The organism is Acinetobacter sp. A1, from assembly GCF_012371315.1.
In the GTDB taxonomy this organism is placed as follows: Bacteria; Pseudomonadota; Gammaproteobacteria; order Pseudomonadales; family Moraxellaceae; genus Acinetobacter.
On the sequence record NZ_JAAZQY010000041.1, the window covers coordinates 1 to 18,243 of the forward strand.

Annotated in this window: 14 protein-coding genes and 1 pseudogene; 6 read left to right on the forward strand and 9 right to left on the reverse strand. The window is 42.8% G+C overall.

The window, feature by feature from the left end; translation table 11 throughout:
• Positions 1 to 150: 150 nt before the first annotated feature.
• Positions 151 to 528 carry a fluoride efflux transporter CrcB gene (gene crcB, locus HHA41_RS11555; protein WP_104852609.1) on the forward strand — a complete coding sequence of 126 codons (378 nt, stop codon included), beginning with the start codon at positions 151 to 153 and terminating at the stop codon, positions 526 to 528.
• 144 nt (positions 529 to 672) lie between these two features.
• Here crcB and HHA41_RS11560 read toward each other — a convergent pair.
• From HHA41_RS11560 to HHA41_RS11575, 4 genes and pseudogenes are all read right to left on the reverse strand, one after another.
• Positions 673 to 927 (reverse strand): annotated as a pseudogene (locus tag HHA41_RS11560) (type B 50S ribosomal protein L31).
• 134 nt (positions 928 to 1,061) lie between these two features.
• Complete coding sequence (locus HHA41_RS11565; protein WP_168419196.1) at positions 1,062 to 2,360, reverse strand: AarF/ABC1/UbiB kinase family protein; 1,299 nt, start codon at positions 2,358 to 2,360, stop codon at positions 1,062 to 1,064.
• Positions 2,361 to 2,512: 152 nt separating this feature from the next.
• Positions 2,513 to 3,877, reverse strand: coding sequence for an MATE family efflux transporter (locus HHA41_RS11570; protein WP_168419195.1), 1,365 nt, complete (start codon positions 3,875 to 3,877; stop codon positions 2,513 to 2,515).
• A gap of 36 nt (positions 3,878 to 3,913) precedes the next feature.
• Entirely contained in the window at positions 3,914 to 4,378 is a 465-nt protein-coding gene (locus tag HHA41_RS11575; protein ID WP_168419194.1) for a DMT family transporter, read from the reverse strand.
• 122 nt (positions 4,379 to 4,500) lie between these two features.
• Here HHA41_RS11575 and hemW point away from each other — a divergent pair, with 122 nt between their 5' ends.
• Positions 4,501 to 5,655 (forward strand): radical SAM family heme chaperone HemW, encoded by a 1,155-nt coding sequence (hemW, locus tag HHA41_RS11580; RefSeq protein WP_168419193.1) that lies wholly within the window; start codon positions 4,501 to 4,503, stop codon positions 5,653 to 5,655.
• 95 nt (positions 5,656 to 5,750) lie between these two features.
• On the opposite strand, the gene HHA41_RS11585 is transcribed toward hemW, so the two are convergent.
• The gene (locus tag HHA41_RS11585) at positions 5,751 to 7,574 is read right to left on the reverse strand and encodes an acyl-CoA dehydrogenase C-terminal domain-containing protein (protein ID WP_096901237.1); all 1,824 of its coding nucleotides are present in this window, start codon (positions 7,572 to 7,574) and stop codon (positions 5,751 to 5,753) included.
• Positions 7,575 to 7,799: 225 nt separating this feature from the next.
• Here HHA41_RS11585 and HHA41_RS11590 point away from each other — a divergent pair, with 225 nt between their 5' ends.
• Positions 7,800 to 10,211 (forward strand): hypothetical protein, encoded by a 2,412-nt coding sequence (locus tag HHA41_RS11590; RefSeq protein ID WP_168461814.1) that lies wholly within the window; start codon positions 7,800 to 7,802, stop codon positions 10,209 to 10,211.
• 100 nt (positions 10,212 to 10,311) lie between these two features.
• Here HHA41_RS11590 and aroE read toward each other — a convergent pair whose 3' ends face one another.
• The 3 genes from aroE to hemF form a co-directional block, all read right to left on the reverse strand.
• Positions 10,312 to 11,100 (reverse strand): shikimate dehydrogenase, encoded by a 789-nt coding sequence (aroE, locus tag HHA41_RS11595; protein WP_168461816.1) that lies wholly within the window; start codon positions 11,098 to 11,100, stop codon positions 10,312 to 10,314.
• Positions 11,101 to 11,242: 142 nt separating this feature from the next.
• Positions 11,243 to 11,449: a hypothetical protein gene (locus tag HHA41_RS11600; RefSeq protein ID WP_096901234.1), complete on the reverse strand. Its 207-nt coding sequence runs from the start codon at positions 11,447 to 11,449 to the stop codon at positions 11,243 to 11,245.
• A gap of 283 nt (positions 11,450 to 11,732) precedes the next feature.
• Positions 11,733 to 12,683 (reverse strand): oxygen-dependent coproporphyrinogen oxidase, encoded by a 951-nt coding sequence (hemF, locus tag HHA41_RS11605; protein WP_136144632.1) that lies wholly within the window; start codon positions 12,681 to 12,683, stop codon positions 11,733 to 11,735.
• Positions 12,684 to 12,919: 236 nt separating this feature from the next.
• Between hemF and hemN the strand changes: the two genes are divergently transcribed.
• Positions 12,920 to 14,293, forward strand: a complete 1,374-nt coding sequence (gene hemN, locus HHA41_RS11610) for an oxygen-independent coproporphyrinogen III oxidase (protein ID WP_168419190.1) — start codon at positions 12,920 to 12,922, stop codon at positions 14,291 to 14,293.
• A 45-nt stretch (positions 14,294 to 14,338) separates the two neighbouring features.
• Here the strand turns inward: hemN and ribA are convergent, their stop codons facing one another.
• Positions 14,339 to 14,941: a GTP cyclohydrolase II gene (gene ribA / locus HHA41_RS11615; protein ID WP_104852600.1), complete on the reverse strand. Its 603-nt coding sequence runs from the start codon at positions 14,939 to 14,941 to the stop codon at positions 14,339 to 14,341.
• 307 nt (positions 14,942 to 15,248) lie between these two features.
• Here ribA and dxs point away from each other — a divergent pair, with 307 nt between their 5' ends.
• A complete protein-coding gene (gene dxs / locus HHA41_RS11620) occupies positions 15,249 to 17,159 on the forward strand; it encodes a 1-deoxy-D-xylulose-5-phosphate synthase (protein WP_168461818.1) in 1,911 nt (636 codons plus the stop codon).
• 103 nt (positions 17,160 to 17,262) lie between these two features.
• Complete coding sequence (locus tag HHA41_RS11625; RefSeq protein WP_168419187.1) at positions 17,263 to 18,093, forward strand: inositol monophosphatase family protein; 831 nt, start codon at positions 17,263 to 17,265, stop codon at positions 18,091 to 18,093.
• Positions 18,094 to 18,243: the final 150 nt, after the last annotated feature.

Genomic DNA, 18,243 nt, shown 5'->3' on the forward strand with positions numbered 1-18,243 from the left:
GTTACACGTTTGGCAACAAGACATTAACAGAGTGCGAATTAGTCCTTGACTATGTTTGACTACATTTTAAGGAACAGTGAGATCACGTGTGACTAAAAATTATGGCTGTGAGAAATACACGACATAGCCGCAAAAAGGACAGCAGAACAGATGAATTGGCTATTGGTGGCAATTGGCGGTGCATTGGGGGCAAGTTTACGTTATGCCGCAAGCCTGTATTTATTTAAATCGGCACAGCATTTTCCATGGGCAACGTGGTCGGTCAATCTGTTTGGCTGCTTTTTGGCGGGTGTATTTTTTGCATTGAGTCAGAAATATCCTGTGTTGCAGCAGGAAGCCCGCTTATTGCTGATGGTTGGAATTTTAGGTGGTTTTACCACATTTTCTAGTTTTGGGTTGGAAACTTGGCAATTGTTGCGACAGGGACAGCACGGTTTGGCTTTTGGCTATGCCATGTCGAGCGTGGTTTTGGGCGTAATTTTTCTGGCTGTGGGTTTTTATAGTATTCAACAAGTTTTAAAACATTAACTGCCTATATTTGCTTTTCAGATAAAAAGAAGCCCAAGCTGGAGGAGAGTGCCTGGGCTTTGAAGATAGAGAACTGCTCAGCTTGGCGCTAAGCAATTGGGCTATGATTAAACTATAAAATAGAAAACTTAACTGAATATGAAGTTATTGTGAGCGTTTGAAACGTGCAAAACGTTTATTGAAACTCGCCACACGACCTTCGTTACTGGTTTGACGTTGCTCACCTGTATAGAACGGATGTGAAGCACTAGAAATATCCAAAGTCACATAAGGATAAACTTTGCCTTCATACTCTTTAGTTTGACTGCTTTACAGGGTACTACCAATAACAAAGTAGGCATTGGCATTGGTGTCGTGGAATAAAACTTCACGATATTCAGGATGGATATCTGGACGCATAGGATTTCTCCGAACAAAAAGGTGAGATGATAAATTTATCTAAAGAAATGTTATAACATAACGTTAATCTTGGCAAATAAAACCCATCTCTGGGCTTTATTTTTAACATCACCTTGTTCAGTGAAACGCTGAGTTTAGTCTCGTGATGGAACCAACTCTTCAAAAATATCATTTAAATTGTCATGCACTTTTAAATGAATCAGATTCCAATAATGTCCAGATACGGTACGATTCACCATGAGGGTATCGGGCGAAGGTTTGAATACATCCCAGTATTTCAGCGAACTTTTGACCAGTTCAACCCCATCATGGTGGGCAGAGTTTTCTGCAAAGTCATAATGTGTGGTCAGTGGGCGCATCAACACTTCTAGCCACTGATGATATAAATCTTCAGGGAATTTACCTCGTGCAGAAATTGCCTGCAACGCATCTAAATGCTGTTCAATTTCGGCAATATCTTGTGCACGTGCGGCATGAATCAGTTGTCTAAAATGATGTACCACATCGCTCGACAGAGTTTTCACACCGCCGTAGTCATAAATAATGACCGAACCGTCTTCACGGAAGGCAAAATTGCCTGGATGCGGGTCGCAATGGAAGCGTTTTAAATAAAAGATTTCTTGGCCCATAGCACGCAGTAAGCGTCGCCCCAAAGTGTTACGGGTGCGCTGTGACCATGTACTGGCGGTTTCAATACTTTCGCCCTGTTCCAAACTTAAGGTTAAAATGTGCCGTGAAGAATAGTCTTTGAAAACCTGTGGAATAATAATTTTATCATCCAAAGCTGCGTGAAATGTACGTGCTACTTCAAGGTTTTGTGCTTCGATTTGATAATTCAGTTCATTGTCTAAACTTTCCTGAATTTCCTGAAACAGACGGTCTTGCAATTTACGGTCTATTTTTAACACACCCATTAAGCGCAAGGCTAAACGGACTTGTTTTAGGTCGCTTTCACAGGCTTCATCCACCCCTGGATATTGCACTTTAACCACCACTTGTTCGCCATTGGGCAAAATGGCTTTATGCACTTGTCCAATCGAAGCGGCTGCAAATGGCGTTTCATCAAAGTGTTTAAAAATTTTATCGAGTGGTTTACCGAGTTCTTTTTCAACTTGTGCTTTAATTTCGGCAAAAGGCATAGCAGGCGCTTGGCGTTGTAATTTACTGATGGCTTTAGCGACTTCAGGCGGAAAAATGTCTTTATATTGTGAGGCAATTTGCCCAACTTTCATGACTGCGCCTTTCATTTCACCTAAAGTATTGGCAATTTGGACGCCAATATCTTGAAACAATTGGCTGCGTGCTGCATTTTTTTGTTGTTCATCTGCGGTCAGGTTTTTAATTGAATTCGATACGGTTTTAGTTGCAATACTTGCGGTCATGCCCGCCAGTTTCATAAAGCGACGACCGGGTGTACGCGCCGTTTTTGCCATGCGATGTTCCTCAAGATCATCTTTACTGTATTTTGATCATAAGTGTTCGTGAGCAAAATGCCTACTTTTAATTGTTAATGCATTTATTTGGATGACAACCCCAACATGCCAAAAGGTATTTCGGTATGTTGGAGTATGTTTAAGGGCTGTGTTTATTGGGCAAACTGGCGTTCCAGTCGCTGATTATTAAAATATAAACGGGTTAAGAGTAACACGCAGGCAATACTTAAACCGACAATCAACCCGACCCACACGCCTGCAGCACCCATGCTGCTGTAACGGGTTAAATACACGCCAATTGGGAAGGCGATGACCCAATAGGCAAGCATGGTAATCCACATTGGGGCTTGCGTATCTTGCATGCCACGTAAGCAACCTGCCGCACTGATTTGCCAAGCATCCATGAGTTGATAAGCAATGGCAAACAACAATAAATATAAAGTGACTTGTGCCACTTGCGGGTCATTGCTGTAAATAGAAATAATTTCAGGTCGGAAAAACCACATCAGTGCCATGGTAGAAAACGCAAACAGGGTAGCGGTGGCAAAACCTAATACCTGTACTTTACGCATGGCATGAATGTTCTGTTCGCCATAATAGGTGCCAATGCGAATGGTCAGAGCAATTGCCAACGACATGGGAATCATAAACAGTTGTGAGGTCACGGACATGGCAATTTGATGTGCAGCCAATGTCGTTTCACCCAAAGGGCTAATAACGATGGCGGCGGTACTGAAAATACTGACTTCAAAGAAAATTGCCAGACCAATTGGCATGCCAAGCAGCAAAATGCGCTTGATCCAGACCGCATCAAGCGCTTCCCATTGACTAAAAACCTGAGTGCTTTGATAGGCGCTGCTTTTAAAAATATACAGGGCTAAGCTAAAGAACATGAGCCATTGTAAAATTGCGGTGGCAAAACCACAGCCTGCACTGCCTAATTCAGGCAATGGCCCCCATCCATACATAAACATAAAGTTGAGAGGCACCAACAAGACCAAAGCCAGCAAACTAATGACCGTGACGGGACGTGGATAGCCCAATGCTTCAGAATAACCGCGCAAGGCGGCATACATGGTTACGGCAGGCATACCAAAGCCAATGGCATGTAAGAATAAGCCTGCTTTGGGTTGTAAACTTTCAGGCACACCAAACACAGGCAGCAGAGCAGGCATGAACTGTAAAATCAGGCCTGCAATCACGCCTAAAATAAAGGCAATCCATAAGGACTGGCGGGCAATGGTGGCAATTTTTTCAGGGGTTCGTGCCCCTTTGGCTTCTGCCACCAAAGGTGTGGTGGCAATCATAATGCCACTAAACAGCAGCATGATGGGCATCCATAACCCGACCCCCACCGCAATAGCGGCCAAGTCGGTAGCAGACATGTGGCCTGCCATAATGGTATCAATCAGCCCTAGACCTGCTTGGGCAAACTGGGTGACCAAAATTGGAATCATGAGCTGAAACAGTTGTTTTAACTCAAAACGGGTACTGGTCACAGAATTCATTTTTGACACAAAAAATCTCAATACATGAGGTGCTTAGCGTTTTGGTTATGAGCGTTGTAAAGTGAGAAGCACACCAATAAAAATCACCACGCTACCTAAAATACGTTGCCAGTTAATGCTGACTTTTTCCGTACCCAAGAACCCAAAATGATCAATTAGCATAGATGCGAGCATTTGCCCAAAAATAATCACCCCTGATAAGGTGAGCAAACTTAATTTTGGCGCACTATAAATACTGATGCTAATTGCATAAACCCCTAAACATCCACCCATCCATAAATACCATGGAATGTGTTGTAAGGTGCTGAAGCTAGGTTTTTCGACTTGTTGGAAAAAAACCAAAATGGCTAAAACTATTGTACCAACCAAAAAAGAGAAAAGGGCAGCTTGTAGCGGAGAATATAAATATTCCCGCAATTGGCTGTTAATTGCAGTCTGGAAAGCCATAGCAATCCCAATGCCCATGGCGAGCGGCAAAAGTAAGAATAGTTGACTGGAAATCTTCATCATTTTATCGCTTTTTCTTATTGGTGATTTTCTAGTCTAAAGCAAATTATAGGGAATACAGCGGTGTCCTGCTGTAGTCATGTTAAAATCTGTATCACTGTTCTGATTTTGCACTGAGCCTTGCTTTGAAGCCCTTAATACCCGCAGATATTCCTTTGTCTTTATACATTCACATGCCGTGGTGTGTGCGTAAGTGCCCCTATTGTGATTTTAACTCGCATGCTGTGCCTGACGGTAAGCTGAGTCTAGATTTGGAGCAGGAATATCTACAGGCTTTGCTGGAAGATTTTAAAACCCAAACCCAGTTTGCACAGGCGCGAAAAATTCATAGTGTCTTTATTGGTGGTGGCACGCCTTCACTGATTTCTGCGCAGGGTTATCAATGGTTATTTACACAATTGCAAGCGCTGATCGCCTTTGAAGATGGCTGTGAAATTACTTTAGAAGCCAACCCCGGTACAGTTGAGCATGATCCTTTTGCAGATTATTTAGCTGCAGGAATTAACCGCCTGTCGATAGGTGTGCAAAGTTTTAATACAGCACATTTACAAAAATTAGGGCGTATTCACTCCAATGATGATGCAATTTCTGCGATTGCATTGGCACGTGAATCAGGTTTTCAGCGTATCAATGTAGATTTAATGCATGGCTTGCCTGAGCAAACACTAGAACAGGCGCTGCAAGATTTAAAACTGGCGGTGGAACACGGTGCAACACATATTTCATGGTATCAATTGACCATTGAACCGAATACGGTATTTTTCCGCACGCAGCCAATTTTACCTGTAGATGATGTTTTGGAAGAGATTCAGGCACAGGGTGAAGCTTATTTAACTGCGCAAGGTTTTGTGAATTATGAAGTCTCGGCATGGCGTAAAGAGCTGCCGTCTGCACATAATTTAAATTATTGGCAATTTGGCGATTATTTAGCGATTGGGGCCGGGGCACATGGCAAAGTGACTTTGCCTGATGGGGTGTATCGTTTCCAGAAAACCCGTTTGCCAAAAGATTATTTAGCCAAAGTGCCTGCAGAGCATTTGCAGTTTAAAGTGATTAGCGCAGAAGAGTTGCCATTTGAGTTTATGATGAATGCGCTGCGCCTGAATGATGGGGTAGATGCAAAACTGTATGCTGCTCGTACAGGTTTAAATTTAGCCGATATGCAGGATATTTTAGGCACTTTGCGTCAGCGTCAATTATTGCAGAATGATCCAAACCGACTGGCATGTACCGAGCAAGGGCATGTGTTTTTAAACTCGGTATTGGAAGCGTTTCTTTGATGCGTGGCCGAAAAAGATTCAGATCTGAGATATTGTGATGTAAATAAAAAAAGAGCGCATATTGCGCTCTTTTATTTGCTTCTATTTAGAAAATCTTAGTAATCAAAACTAAAATGTTCTGGTGCTAAAGCGGTCATGGTTTTAGATGGATTCACCATTGCTTCTGCATGACCTTGGGTGCGTGGCAATAAACGCTCAAAGTAGAAATCGGCAACTTTGATTTTGGCTTTATAGAATTCAGGTGTTTCCTGACCGTTGCCTTCTGCCAATTTGGTTGAAGCGACAGCCGCTTGTTGCGCCCAGAAATAAGCCATCATCACATAGCCAGAGAACATCAAGAAATCAACCGAAGCACTAGAAACGATGTCACGGTCTTTACGTGCTGCCAACATAATACGCACGGTTAATGCATTCCATTGTGCACATAGCTTAGTCAAGTCCCATGCAAAACGACGCATGTATTTATTACGTGCGTGTTGACCACAGAATTTTAAAATTTCAGCTGTGTAGTCACGAATCACTTTGCCTTTAGAGCTTAATAAGACTTTACGACCAATCAAATCGAGTGCCTGAACACCAGTTGTACCTTCGTAAAGTGTTGAAATACGTGAGTCACGTACAATTTGCTCCATGCCCCATTCTTTAATATAGCCATGACCGCCATAGACTTGCATGCCGTGGTTGGCTGCTTCATAACCCATTTCAGTCAAGAAGCCTTTTAAGATAGGAGTGTAGAAACCTAAATGGTCATCATGTGCTTCAAAGGCAGCGGTATCGCCACGCATTAAGGCATCATTCATTTTGTCTGCCAATTGTGCAGCATGATAAATCATGGCACGACCGCCTTCAGCTACTGCTTTTTGAGTCAACAGCATACGACGTACATCGGCATGGTGAATAATTGCATCAGCTGCTTTTTCAGGGTCTTTTTTACCTGAAAGTGCACGCATAGACATACGCTCTTTGGCATACGGTAAAGCACCTTGGAAAGCCAATTCTGCATGGCAAATCCCTTGGATTGCTGTACCAATACGCGCGGTATTCATAAAGGTAAACATGGCATGTAAGCCTTTATTTGGTTCACCAATCAAATAACCCACCGCATTGTCAAAGTTTAAGACCGCAGTTGCAGAAGCACGGATCCCCATTTTGTGCTCAATAGAGCCACAAGTTACAGGGTTTCGTTCACCCACAGCGCCTTCTGCAGTCGGCAAGAACTTCGGTACGATAAATAACGAAATACCTTTCGTACCCGCAGGTGCATCTGGAAGACGTGCTAAAACAATGTGAATAATGTTTTCAGTCAGGTCGTGTTCACCTGCAGAAATAAAGATTTTGGTGCCTGAAATAGCATAGGTGCCATCGGCTTGAGGTTCAGCTTTAGTTTTGACCTGACCCAAGTCAGTACCACATTGTGGTTCAGTTAAACACATCGTGCCCGACCATGTGCCCGCTACCAAGTGCGGTAAATAAGTGTCTTTTTGCTCTTCAGTACCAAATTGCATAATAGTGTTGATACAGCCCACACTTAAACCTGGGTACATTTGGAATGACCAGTTGGCAGTACCCATCATTTCAGATTTGATGAGGTTAAGTGACATAGGCAGGTTTTGACCGCCGTACTGTTCAGGGTAAGACAGACCTTGCCAACCACCTTGAACAAATTGGTCATAGGCTTCTTTAAAGCCTTTAGGTGTAGTTACATCGCCATTTTCAAAATGACAGCCTTCTTCATCGCCAGATTGATTGAGTGGAGAAAGTACATTTTCACAGAAATCTGCTGCACCTTCTAAAATCATATCGACTGTATCTGCGTCTGCAAGTTCACCGTTAGAAAGATTTTTGTAATGGGTCGGGTAATCAAGCACTTCGTTCATTAAGAAACGAATATCGTGTAATGGGGCTTTATATGCTGGCATAGTCTTAATCCTAATTTAGAAATAGTTTTGGATTATCTGTATCGATATGTTGATTATTCACACTCATGGTCAAAATACATTGATAAGAATAGCGAATAAAAATGTCAGAAATGCGAATTATGAAAATTTTTCAACCTAAAAATATGAATAGAACACTATGTTAGAATGTATCATAATCTGTGCGTTTGAATAGACCAATCTATAATGAATATAAGGTGTTTACCAATGAAGGTACAATTAAAATATTTATCTTTATGTCTTTTTAGTTTAGCGGCAACAGGTTGTTCGCAGCATGTCATAAAGACCAATTCCAATCAGGCGGTGACCTTAGAACAAAAAGCTGTGACTGGCTTAAATGCCATTTTTGAAACGCCAAGTTATGACTTTCAAGGTCAATTGCGCGTGCAAGCCAAACAACAGGATAGCCCCTCTAAAACAGTGACTACACAGCCTGCTGAATTAGACCCAGCGCTCAAAAAGCAGGTAGATCAACATTTAAAACAGCAAAAAATTCGTTTAAGTACCCAAGAAAAGCAAAATTTATATGCGGCTATGGCAAAGGAGCAGCGCAGCGCATCTGATGTTTTGGGTGTTGCAGGAAAATCTAATCCCTTTGATTTTATGTTAAATGTGCTGAACGATACACAGTTTGACTATGACGGATCGGTACATTATCGCCAAAAAATAGCAGCCTTAAATGTGGCAGCCCGTTATGAAAAACCGACGCTGTTGGTACAAATGAAAGTACCGATGGTGATTGATTTTAATGAGTACAAGTTTTATACCAATTATTTTTCATTGCTGCCGTATCTGGTCAATAAAGACAGCCAAAATGACTTTGCCTATGTCGACTTTTCTAAATATAAGTCAGACATTGAACGGGTGAAGGTAAAGGAATTTGCAGCGTATTTAAAAGCATTAAACGCAGTGCCTTATGTTTTGGCAGGTTCCCAACAAATTCAAAAAGTGAATTTAACTACGGCAGAGCGCCAACAGAAATTCAGTGAAAAAATCCGCTATAGCAGCAGCTTAGAAGACATGATGCTGCAGTTGTCGATGTTTGATCATGTCAATGCGCCGTATTTACAGCAGACCGTGTTAGGGCAGGCAGCAGCAACAGAAGATGCTACGGAGCAAGTGGCAGCTAATGCATCGTCTGAGCATGCTCAAGATGCACCTGCCAAAGAGTTGAGTCCTGAAGAATATTTAAAACAAAATGAAACGGCTGAAGATTATGGCATGAGCCAAGAAGGCTTCGTAGCGTATCAAGCAGCGGTCGCCTTGCGTAATTTGGTCAGCCAGAAGTTTTATGAGACTGAATCAAATCAGGAAGATGAGGCTGCTGATTCAACAGTGGTGACAGAAGCAGCATCCTCAGAGGCTTATGATGCAGCAACTCAGGCAGCCAAAGAGGCGATAAATGCAGCTGCATTAGAAGAAAACATATTAAGTGAGCAAGATTGTGAGCATCTTATTGAAACAGCCAAAACAGCCAAAGTGGGTGATTTGACCTATTGTGCGTATGCTTATGAATTAAAAGCCTTTACCGAAAGCCGTGCTGCACAGGCAGAATCGGTATTTGAGGCGCATTTTAATACCCCGCAAGAAAAACTGGCTGAACTTTTTAAACCCTACCGTTCTGAACAATTGGTTGATGCAGCAGCTTTTGCAGCGTTGTGGCAAAAACATCAGGCTGAAATTCAGCAGATTATGAACACGACTGATGCACGTAAAAAAACACCCATTCAAATTGATGTGGCTTTAGATGATCAGGGGCGTGCCGCAAAAGTGGATTATGCCCTGCAATTTGAGCGTGAAAATTATGGCACTATTCATGTGCGTAATGATGTGCAGATTTCCAATTATGGAAATGCTAATAAGATAGACCGTGCAGCATTGCGTCAGGCAAAGTCTATTCAAGAAGTCAGTAAAGATTCTATTTTAGAAAAATGGGTGAAAAATTTAGGTCGTAGTCTGGAACAGGATACGGCAGCCAGTGAGCAGGCAGCCATCACAGCTACACTCAGTTATACCGATGAATTAAAGCAATTGGCTGAAAAGACCTATCAACAAAAAGGTTCATTTAGTGAAACTTATCAGACTTTATTTTTAGTGCACATGGCAGCAGAGCAGCGTGAGTGGGTGAAAAACTTAAGTCCGCAAACTTTGCAGGAAATGGCAGAAGTCTATGCCTATTGGTTTAGTGACGAGCGCTACTATGACCCGCAAGGTGCAGCACTCAAACGGATTGAAGCCCTGCAAGCTAAGCATCATTTGCAGGAAGATGTACAATTTAATAACGCCATTGGTCGTCATATTAATAATTTGACTGAAGATGCCGTCGATGAAAATAAAGTAGCATTGGAATGGCGTAAGCTCAAACAACAATATAAACAGCCACAACAGATGTTTGCGCAGCAATATCAAAAGTTGTATCAAGCTGCCTATACTTGGGATACGCCGGATCTCGCCAATTTAAAGAAAACGGCACAGATTTTAGGTCAAACTTATATTGATCATCAAAAAGGTAAAATGAGTCAGCGTTCAATTCAGCCTCTGAGCTTAGAACAGGCTGAAATGATTGATTATGAAATTTATATGGATGTATATGAAGATATGCAGAAATATGTGAAATAAACCGAGCATAAAAAATGGGCAGTCATGGTTAAACAAGATTGTCCAGTTCAAAAAATAGCCCTTTTGCTGATGCTAACGGGCTATTTTCTTGAATGATGATTTAGAGGAAATCTTTTAACTCAGGTTTCACCCCATTCCAAATGTAAAAAGATTCAATGGCTTGACCAACCAACATACCAAAACCTTCCGAAGTGGGTACGCCACGTGCTTTGGCTTGTTCTAAAAAGCTAGATACTTTGCCGTATGCCATTTCATAGGCAGAGTTAAATTTCAAACTTTCAGGCAGTTCCAAGGCATCTCCAGTTAAACTGGCAGAGGTTGCATTGATGACCAAATCAAATTGACCTGTTAAATCGGTTAGCGCCATGGCCTGTAATTCGGCTTGTGGCACAGCAGCTTGTAAGTCGGCAACCAGTTGTTCTGCACGAGCAAGGGTACGGTTAGCAATTACGATTTTCTTCGCACCTGCTTGAACCAATGGATAGATGACACCACGTGTTGCACCACCCGCACCAATAATCAGAATGTCGCTTTGTTTTAAGTTCCAGCCCAATGCGGTAATGGCATCGACTAAGCCTTGTCCATCGGTATTGTCGCCATGTAGAACACCGTCTTGCATCCATAAGGTGTTGACAGCTTTGGCAATTTTGGCACGCTCGGTCAATACGCCACATTCAGCAAAGGCTTGCTCTTTAAATGGCACGGTCACATTCATACCGACACCACCTTGCGCAAAAAAGTCCTGCACGCTGTCACGAAAACCATCCAGCGGGGCAAGGCGTTTGCTGTATTGCAGTTGAATGCCGGTTTTGTCTGCAAAAGCATGATGCAGTTCAGGAGAGCGAGATTGTTCAATTGGGTTGCCAATCACGGCAAATTGTTTGCGCATGTGCCAAAATCCAGATGCTGAAATGCAGACCAATATACGTGAAATTGGGCGTGGACTGAAGCGTTGCACAGAATAAAAACCTGTGGCTATCACTGCTGTGAAAGCGCTAAAATTTTAGCTGGAAGATAAACGCGTGGAAGGGTTAAGGATTACAAATGGCGAGCACTGTTTCCAAAACTAAAATTGCTGCAGTCACAAACATGGCAATGCCTGCCAAAATACTGCTGCTAATGGCCAAACCATCTGATAGATGACTTTCAAAGATAAAAGTCATGCAAATTGAGCCAACTAAAATGGCAAAGGTAGACCAAAATAAAATAATTTTGGGTTTGGTGAATGTGTGCAGCATGGATATCTCCTGACAGATGTGGCGCAGTTTGTCATGTTGCTTTGACAGTTTGATGAATAAGCTTGCGATGCAGTCCGTTTGAATGATGAATTTTTTTATTCATGTCTGGTTGCATCGTAGAGTCGCGTGCGCAGTCACATCGTCTATTAAAGTCCATCCGCAACATCATGACAGTTAATTGATGCTGTGCATATTTATTGATTTGAAAATAAGCGATAAAGTTTGTAAGCAAAAAAGCGATTCGTGGAGGAATCGCTTTTTTAGAAGTTGAATGTGATCTTTTCTACAGTGAGCTGGCTTCGAGATTTAACCAGTCGCGAGGTTTTAAATAGTAGTCAGTGAGTTTTTTCTCTGCTGAATCTTCCGCCCATTCAGGACGATACGACCAGCCTGCCAAGTTCGGTAAACTCACTAAAATTGACTCAATCCGTCCACCTGTTTGTAAACCAAATAAGGTGCCACGGTCATAGACTAGATTGTATTCAACATAACGCCCGCGACGGTAAAGCTGAAACTCGCGTTGTGCTTCAGTATAGGCTTTGTCACGGTTACGTTCAAAAATTGGCAGAATCGCTTCCAAATAACCATTGCCAACAGCCTGAATATAGTTAAAACAGGTTTCAAAGTCCCATTGATTCAAGTCATCAAAAAATAAGCCACCGACACCACGTTGTTCATCACGGTGCTTTAAATAAAAGTAGTCATCACACCATTTTTTATGTTCTGCGTAAACCTTTTCACCAAAAGGGGCACACAAATCATGTGCAGTTTGGTGCCATGCCAAAACATCTTCGTCATTTGGATAAAACGGTGTCAGGTCAAAACCACCACCGAACCACCAAATTGGCGGCTGTCCTTCGGGTTCAGCGACAAATAAACGCACATTGGCATGTGAAGTTGGCACATTCGGGTTTTTCGGGTGAATCACCAATGACACGCCCATCGCCTGCGCAGGTGCACCTGCAATATTCGGATGGCGTTCTGTTGCAGAGGCTGGTAGTTTGGAGATGTTGATGTGTGAGAACATCACCCCGCCTTTTTCAATCACCGTACCGTTTTGTAAGACACGGGAACGACCACCGCCACCTTCAGGACGTTGCCAGTCATCAATTTCAAACTGTGCGTTTCCGCCACCTGCTTGTTCTTGTTGTTCTAAAGCCGCACAAATTCGCGCCTGTAAATCGAGAAGAAATTCACGTACCCGCTGAATATCCGCGTGAGTAGGATGCGACATGGCCACCTCAGCATAAAAATAAAATGGCTTACATCAAAACATAAAAGCCTCTAAAAATTAAGCGCTTTGTCTGAATTGTCTTAGCAAACTATTCTGTGAATGAGGTAAATAGAGCATTTTATCCAGAGTATTCCGAGCAAAAGACTAGGTTGATTTCCACTTACAAGCTCAGCACAATAGTTTGCAGGCCAAAGCAAATTTTGCAGGGCGCTAATTCACTGGATGAGGCAGATGGGATGACACAGCAGGCAAATTCTTTAATTCAAAAATACAATGTGCCTGGACCACGCTATACCAGTTATCCAACCGTGCCATATTGGGATGACGAAACATTCTCAGCAGAGGCATGGCAGCAAACCCTGAAGCGTTCTTTTGATGAATCCAATGCCAGTGAAGGTATCAGTCTGTATATTCATCTGCCATTTTGTGAAAGTTTATGTACGTTTTGTGGCTGTCATAAGCGGGTTACCAAGAGGCATGAGGTTGAACAGCCTTATATTCAGGCGGTATTAAAAGAATGGGACTTGTATTGTCAGTTGCTGAAAGCTACACCAATTATTAAAGAAATTCATTTGGGCGGCGGTACACCGACTTTCTTTTCAGTGGAACACCTAACGCAGTTGATTCAGGGCATTTTGGCTAAAGCTGAAGTGGCTGATCAACATGAATTTAGTTTTGAAGGGCATCCCAATAACACCACTCGTGAGCATTTACAGGCTTTATATGATTTGGGTTTTCGTCGGGTTAGTTATGGTGTGCAAGACTACAATGAAAAAGTACAACGTGCTATTCATCGACTGCAGCCTTTTGAGCATGTGCAACGTGTGACCGAGTGGGCGCGTGAAATTGGCTATGATTCTATTTCGCATGATCTAGTGTTTGGTTTGCCATTTCAGAATTTAGATGATGTGTTGAATACCATTGAACAGACCCATCGTTTAATGCCAGACCGCTTGGCATTTTATAGTTATGCACATGTGCCTTGGATTAAAGGTAATGGTCAACGTGGTTTTAAAGATGAAGATGTGCCTAAAGATGAATTAAAACGTCAGTGCTATGAAGAAGGCAAAAATCGACTCTTGGCACATGGTTACCATGAAATTGGCATGGATCACTTTGCTTTAGCCAGTGATGGTATGTACCAGTCATTTAAAAATGGCAGTTTGCATCGTAACTTTATGGGGTATACCGCATCTAAAACACAGGTCATGATTGGTTTAGGTGTTTCATCAATCAGCGACAGTTGGTATAGCTTTGCCCAAAATGAAAAAAGTATTGAAGATTATTACGCGCGTTTAGAGCGCAACGAGATTCCTGTGTTTAAAGGGCATGTGCTGAATCGGGAAGATTTGGTGATTCGTCAGCATATTTTGAATTTAATGTGCAGCTTTGAAACCTCTTGGGCTAATCCCGAACTGAACTTTGCAGAAATTGAGCAGGTATTGCAGCAATTGCAAGAAATGCAAGAAGATGAATTGCTGTCGATTCAAGATCAGCGCATTCAAATTCTGGAAAAAGGCAAACCCTTTGTGCGCAATATTTGTATGGCCTTTGATTTGCGCTTAAAACGCCGTATGCCAAATAACCGTATTTTTTCGATGACGATTTAAGTAAATCAGGTCTAAATTGCGGCATCCCTAATTAAAAAAGGTGACTTAGAAGTCACCTTTATCATACATGTGCGCCATACGTTCATGCTTGGTTTGCAAATATTCCTCATTGAATGGATTCAAACCCACAGTGAGTGGTACACGGTCTACCACCGTAATCCCTTGTTCTTGCAATGCTTGAATTTTCAAAGGGTTATTGGTAATTAGGCGTACAGCCTTGACCTGCAAATGATCTAGCATAATGCTGCACATGTCATAGCGACGTGCATCGGCAGGTAAATTCAGCATCAAATTGGCATCGACGGTGTCATGTCCTTGATCTTGCAGGGCATAAGCACGAATTTTATTGGTCAAGCCAATGCCGCGGCCTTCTTGGCGTAAATATAAAATCACCCCTTGTCCTGCATCATTAATCAGGCGCTGAGTAGCTTGTAACTGCGGGCCACAATCGCACTTCAAAGACGCGAAAGCATCGCCAGTTAAACATTCTGAGTGGATGCGTACTAAAACAGGTTCGCTAGGTGCGGTGTCTAAACCTTTGGATAATGCCACATGTTCTTCGCCAGTTTCAGGATCTTGAAATACCGTAATCTTGAACTCACCAAATGCAGTCGGTAATCGTGAGGTTGCGACAAACTTAATCGGCACTGTTTAACTCGTGAATAGTCGATAAATTGTTTAAAGTATAGCGTAATGCTCAGACATTAGTAGAATAGCAAACACGAATTTATACAGAAGATTTTCTTTTTTGTATAAAGCACACGATAATGGTTGATAAATAGTTAGATTATTCAGGATAATCTACGCACCCAACGTGTGCCCAACTGAAATCATTGCTCAAAACTACACCGCTAGAAATGTGGCTGATTGAAGGTGATACCATTCGGTTATATGATCGAGTAATTCCCATTGACCTAGCTTAGGATTTGCCAGGCTTTAGAAGGCTTTGCCACATATGCTGTATACAGAAATTCCAACTCAACGCCCTGTAACACCATTGCTCGATGCGATTGACCATCCGCAGCAATTACGTTTACTCGCGCAAAGCCAGCTTCCACAAGTGGCAGATGAGTTACGTCAATTCATTTTGTATGCCGCAGGTCAAAGTGGAGGACACTTTGGCGCAAACTTAGGCGTGATCGAACTGACCGTTGCGCTGCATTATTGTTTTAATACCCCAAAAGACCGCTTGATTTGGGATGTCGGTCATCAGGCTTATCCGCATAAAGCACTGACAGGACGCCGTGAACAACTCACGACCATTCGCGCAAAAGATGGTTTGGCGGCATTTCCTGCACGTGAAGAATCTATATTCGACACCTTTGGTGTGGGTCATTCCTCAACGGCAATTTCTGCAGGTTTGGGGATGGCGTTGGCACGTCGTTATCAGCAAAACCCATGTGAAGTGGTAGCAATTATTGGTGATGGCGCTATGACGGCAGGGATGGCCTTTGAAGCCATGAATGATGCAGTTGCGCATCAGGCCGATATGATGGTGGTGCTGAATGACAATGATATGTCTATTTCATGCAGCACAGGCGGCTTTGCCAAACACCTTGCTGCAATTTGGGAACGTGGTGAATCCGTTCATGTGAGTGAAACAGGTGAAGCCTACGTGCAGCCACATCCGAAGTGGACGTACAACTCACGTTTGCATTGTGCTGCTACCGAAGCTGCAGACAACTTATTTAAAGCCATCGGTTTTGATTATTTCGGCCCTTTCGATGGGCATGATGTTGAACAATTGGCGCAAGTTTTTAATGCCCTGAAAAAACGTAAAGGCCCACGTTTAATTCACGTTTACACAAAAAAAGGCAAAGGCTTTGCTCCTGCAGAAGCCGATCAAATTAAATATCACGCGATTACTAAAATCCATGCCAAAGCTGCGCCTGTTGCAGCACCAAAATATTCCGATGTGTTTGGACAGTGGTTATGTGATCAGGCCGAACAGGATTCACGTTTATTGGCCATTACACCAGCCATGTGTGAAGGTTCAGGCATGGTACAGTTTGCCAAACAATTTCCTGAACGTTTTTTTGATGTTGCCATTGCCGAACAGCATGCAGTGACTTTGGCTGCAGGCATGGCCTGTGAAGGCTTAAAGCCTGTGGTCGCAATTTATTCAACCTTCTTACAGCGTGGTTATGACCAACTCATTCATGATGTGGCTTTACAAAATCTAGATGTGACTTTTGGTATTGACCGTGCAGGTTTGGTTGGTGAAGACGGCCCAACCCATGCGGGGGCATACGATTATGCCTATATGCGTACTGTGCCAAATATCGTCATTATGGCGCCAAAAGACGAAAATGAATGTCGTCAGATGCTGCATACAGCCTATTTATACAACGGTCCTGCAGCAGTGCGTTACCCACGTGGTAATGGCTTAGGTGTTGAAATTCAGCAACAAATGACCGCAATTCCATTAGGGCAAGCGGAAATTGTGGCACAGTTCAATACGCAGTATGAAGACTATGTTTCTGTTTTAGCCTTTGGTAGTCGTGTACAGGCGGCTGTTGAAGCAGCCGAAGCCTTTGCCAAACAGCATGAGGTGGCAGTACGTGTGGTGAACATGCGTTTTGTGAAGCCGTTGGATGAAAAACTGCTGTCTGATATTGCTGAAAGTACCGCTTTATTCGTGACCGTAGAAGAACATGCGATTATGGGTGGTGCAGGCAGCGCAGTAAGTGAATACTTGGCCAAAGCACAGATTGTCAAACCGATCATTCATTTAGGTTTAGAAGATAGCTTTATGCAACAAGCGACGCATGCTCAAATGTTGCAGCAAGCAGGTCTAGACGCTCAAGGCATTGAAAAATCGATGCAAAAAACTTGGCAGCACGTGCAGCAGTCTGTACTGAATTAAATTTAGCAACACTTCTTCCCCAAAAGCCTCAATATTTGTTAAAATGTTGGGGCTTTCATGCATTATTCTTTATCAATCTCTTCAAATTTGTAGTGGGTGTTCAATGGAACCTATGGTGGTGATGGCTGCGCGTGCGGCTCAAACAGTTGGTCAAGAGCTTTTAAAAGCGCATCAGAATCGTCATAAACTCGATCTACAAGTCGAAGAAAAAGGGATTGATGGTCCTGTAACGCGTGTAGACCGTTACCTCGAGCAATTGACCATTGATACTTTGCGTAAAAGTTATAAAAATCACAGCTTCCTGGGCGAAGAGTTTGGCATGCAGGAAGGCAAAGGCCATGATGCCGATTGGTGCTGGGTAATTGATCCTTTAGATGGCACTTTAAACTTCGTTCACGGTTTCCCTCATTTCTGTATTTCTATTGCGGTACAACACAAAGGTGTAACGCAGCACGGTGTAATTTACGACCCTGTAAAAGATGAATTGTTCTCTGCGAGCCGTGGCCGTGGTGCGATGATGAATCAGCGTCGTATTCGTGTAAATGTAAAAGACAGCCTAGAAAACACTTTCTTAGCCGTTGGGCATGCTTATCGTGCCAAGCGTGATGGTGAAATCATCTCTTATGCCAAAAACCATTTTGAAAGTTTATTGAATGTAACCGAAGCTGGTGCGCAATACCGCCGTGCAGGTTCTGCCGCTTTAGACTTGGCTTATGTGGCTGCAGGCCGTTTAGATGGTTATTTTGAACTTGGCTTAAAACCGTGGGATATTGCTGCTGGTGAGCTGATTGTGAAAGAAGCGGGCGGTACAGTGGTCGATGCACGTGGTGGTAGCGACTCTATGGAAAATGGTCAAGTTTTGGCATGTTCAATGAAAATGTTAAAACCACTTATGAAAGCCGTTGTACCTGCTTGGGGTGAAGCGGCTAAATAATCAGATCACACGATCTACGCCGTCGTAAAAATGAGTAAAGCTCTCTATCTTGAGGGCTTTTCTTTTATCAACTGTGTCCCGTCCTGAAATAAGTTTACACCTTAAGAGACTTATTTTATGGAACATAAACGAGAACAACGAGTTAAACGT

Coding starts and splice junctions, on each gene's coding strand:
- crcB (WP_104852609.1), top strand. CDS start 151: ATGAATTGGCTATTGGTGGCAATTGGCGGTGCATTGGGGGCAAGTTTA.
- HHA41_RS11565 (WP_168419196.1), bottom strand. CDS start 2,360: ATGGCAAAAACGGCGCGTACACCCGGTCGTCGCTTTATGAAACTGGCG.
- HHA41_RS11575 (WP_168419194.1), bottom strand. CDS start 4,378: ATGATGAAGATTTCCAGTCAACTATTCTTACTTTTGCCGCTCGCCATG.
- HHA41_RS11585 (WP_096901237.1), bottom strand. CDS start 7,574: ATGCCAGCATATAAAGCCCCATTACACGATATTCGTTTCTTAATGAAC.
- HHA41_RS11590 (WP_168461814.1), top strand. CDS start 7,800: ATGAAGGTACAATTAAAATATTTATCTTTATGTCTTTTTAGTTTAGCG.
- aroE (WP_168461816.1), bottom strand. CDS start 11,100: ATGCGCAAACAATTTGCCGTGATTGGCAACCCAATTGAACAATCTCGC.
- HHA41_RS11600 (WP_096901234.1), bottom strand. CDS start 11,449: ATGCTGCACACATTCACCAAACCCAAAATTATTTTATTTTGGTCTACC.
- hemF (WP_136144632.1), bottom strand. CDS start 12,683: ATGTCGCATCCTACTCACGCGGATATTCAGCGGGTACGTGAATTTCTT.
- hemN (WP_168419190.1), top strand. CDS start 12,920: ATGACACAGCAGGCAAATTCTTTAATTCAAAAATACAATGTGCCTGGA.
- dxs (WP_168461818.1), top strand. CDS start 15,249: ATGCTGTATACAGAAATTCCAACTCAACGCCCTGTAACACCATTGCTC.
- HHA41_RS11625 (WP_168419187.1), top strand. CDS start 17,263: ATGGAACCTATGGTGGTGATGGCTGCGCGTGCGGCTCAAACAGTTGGT.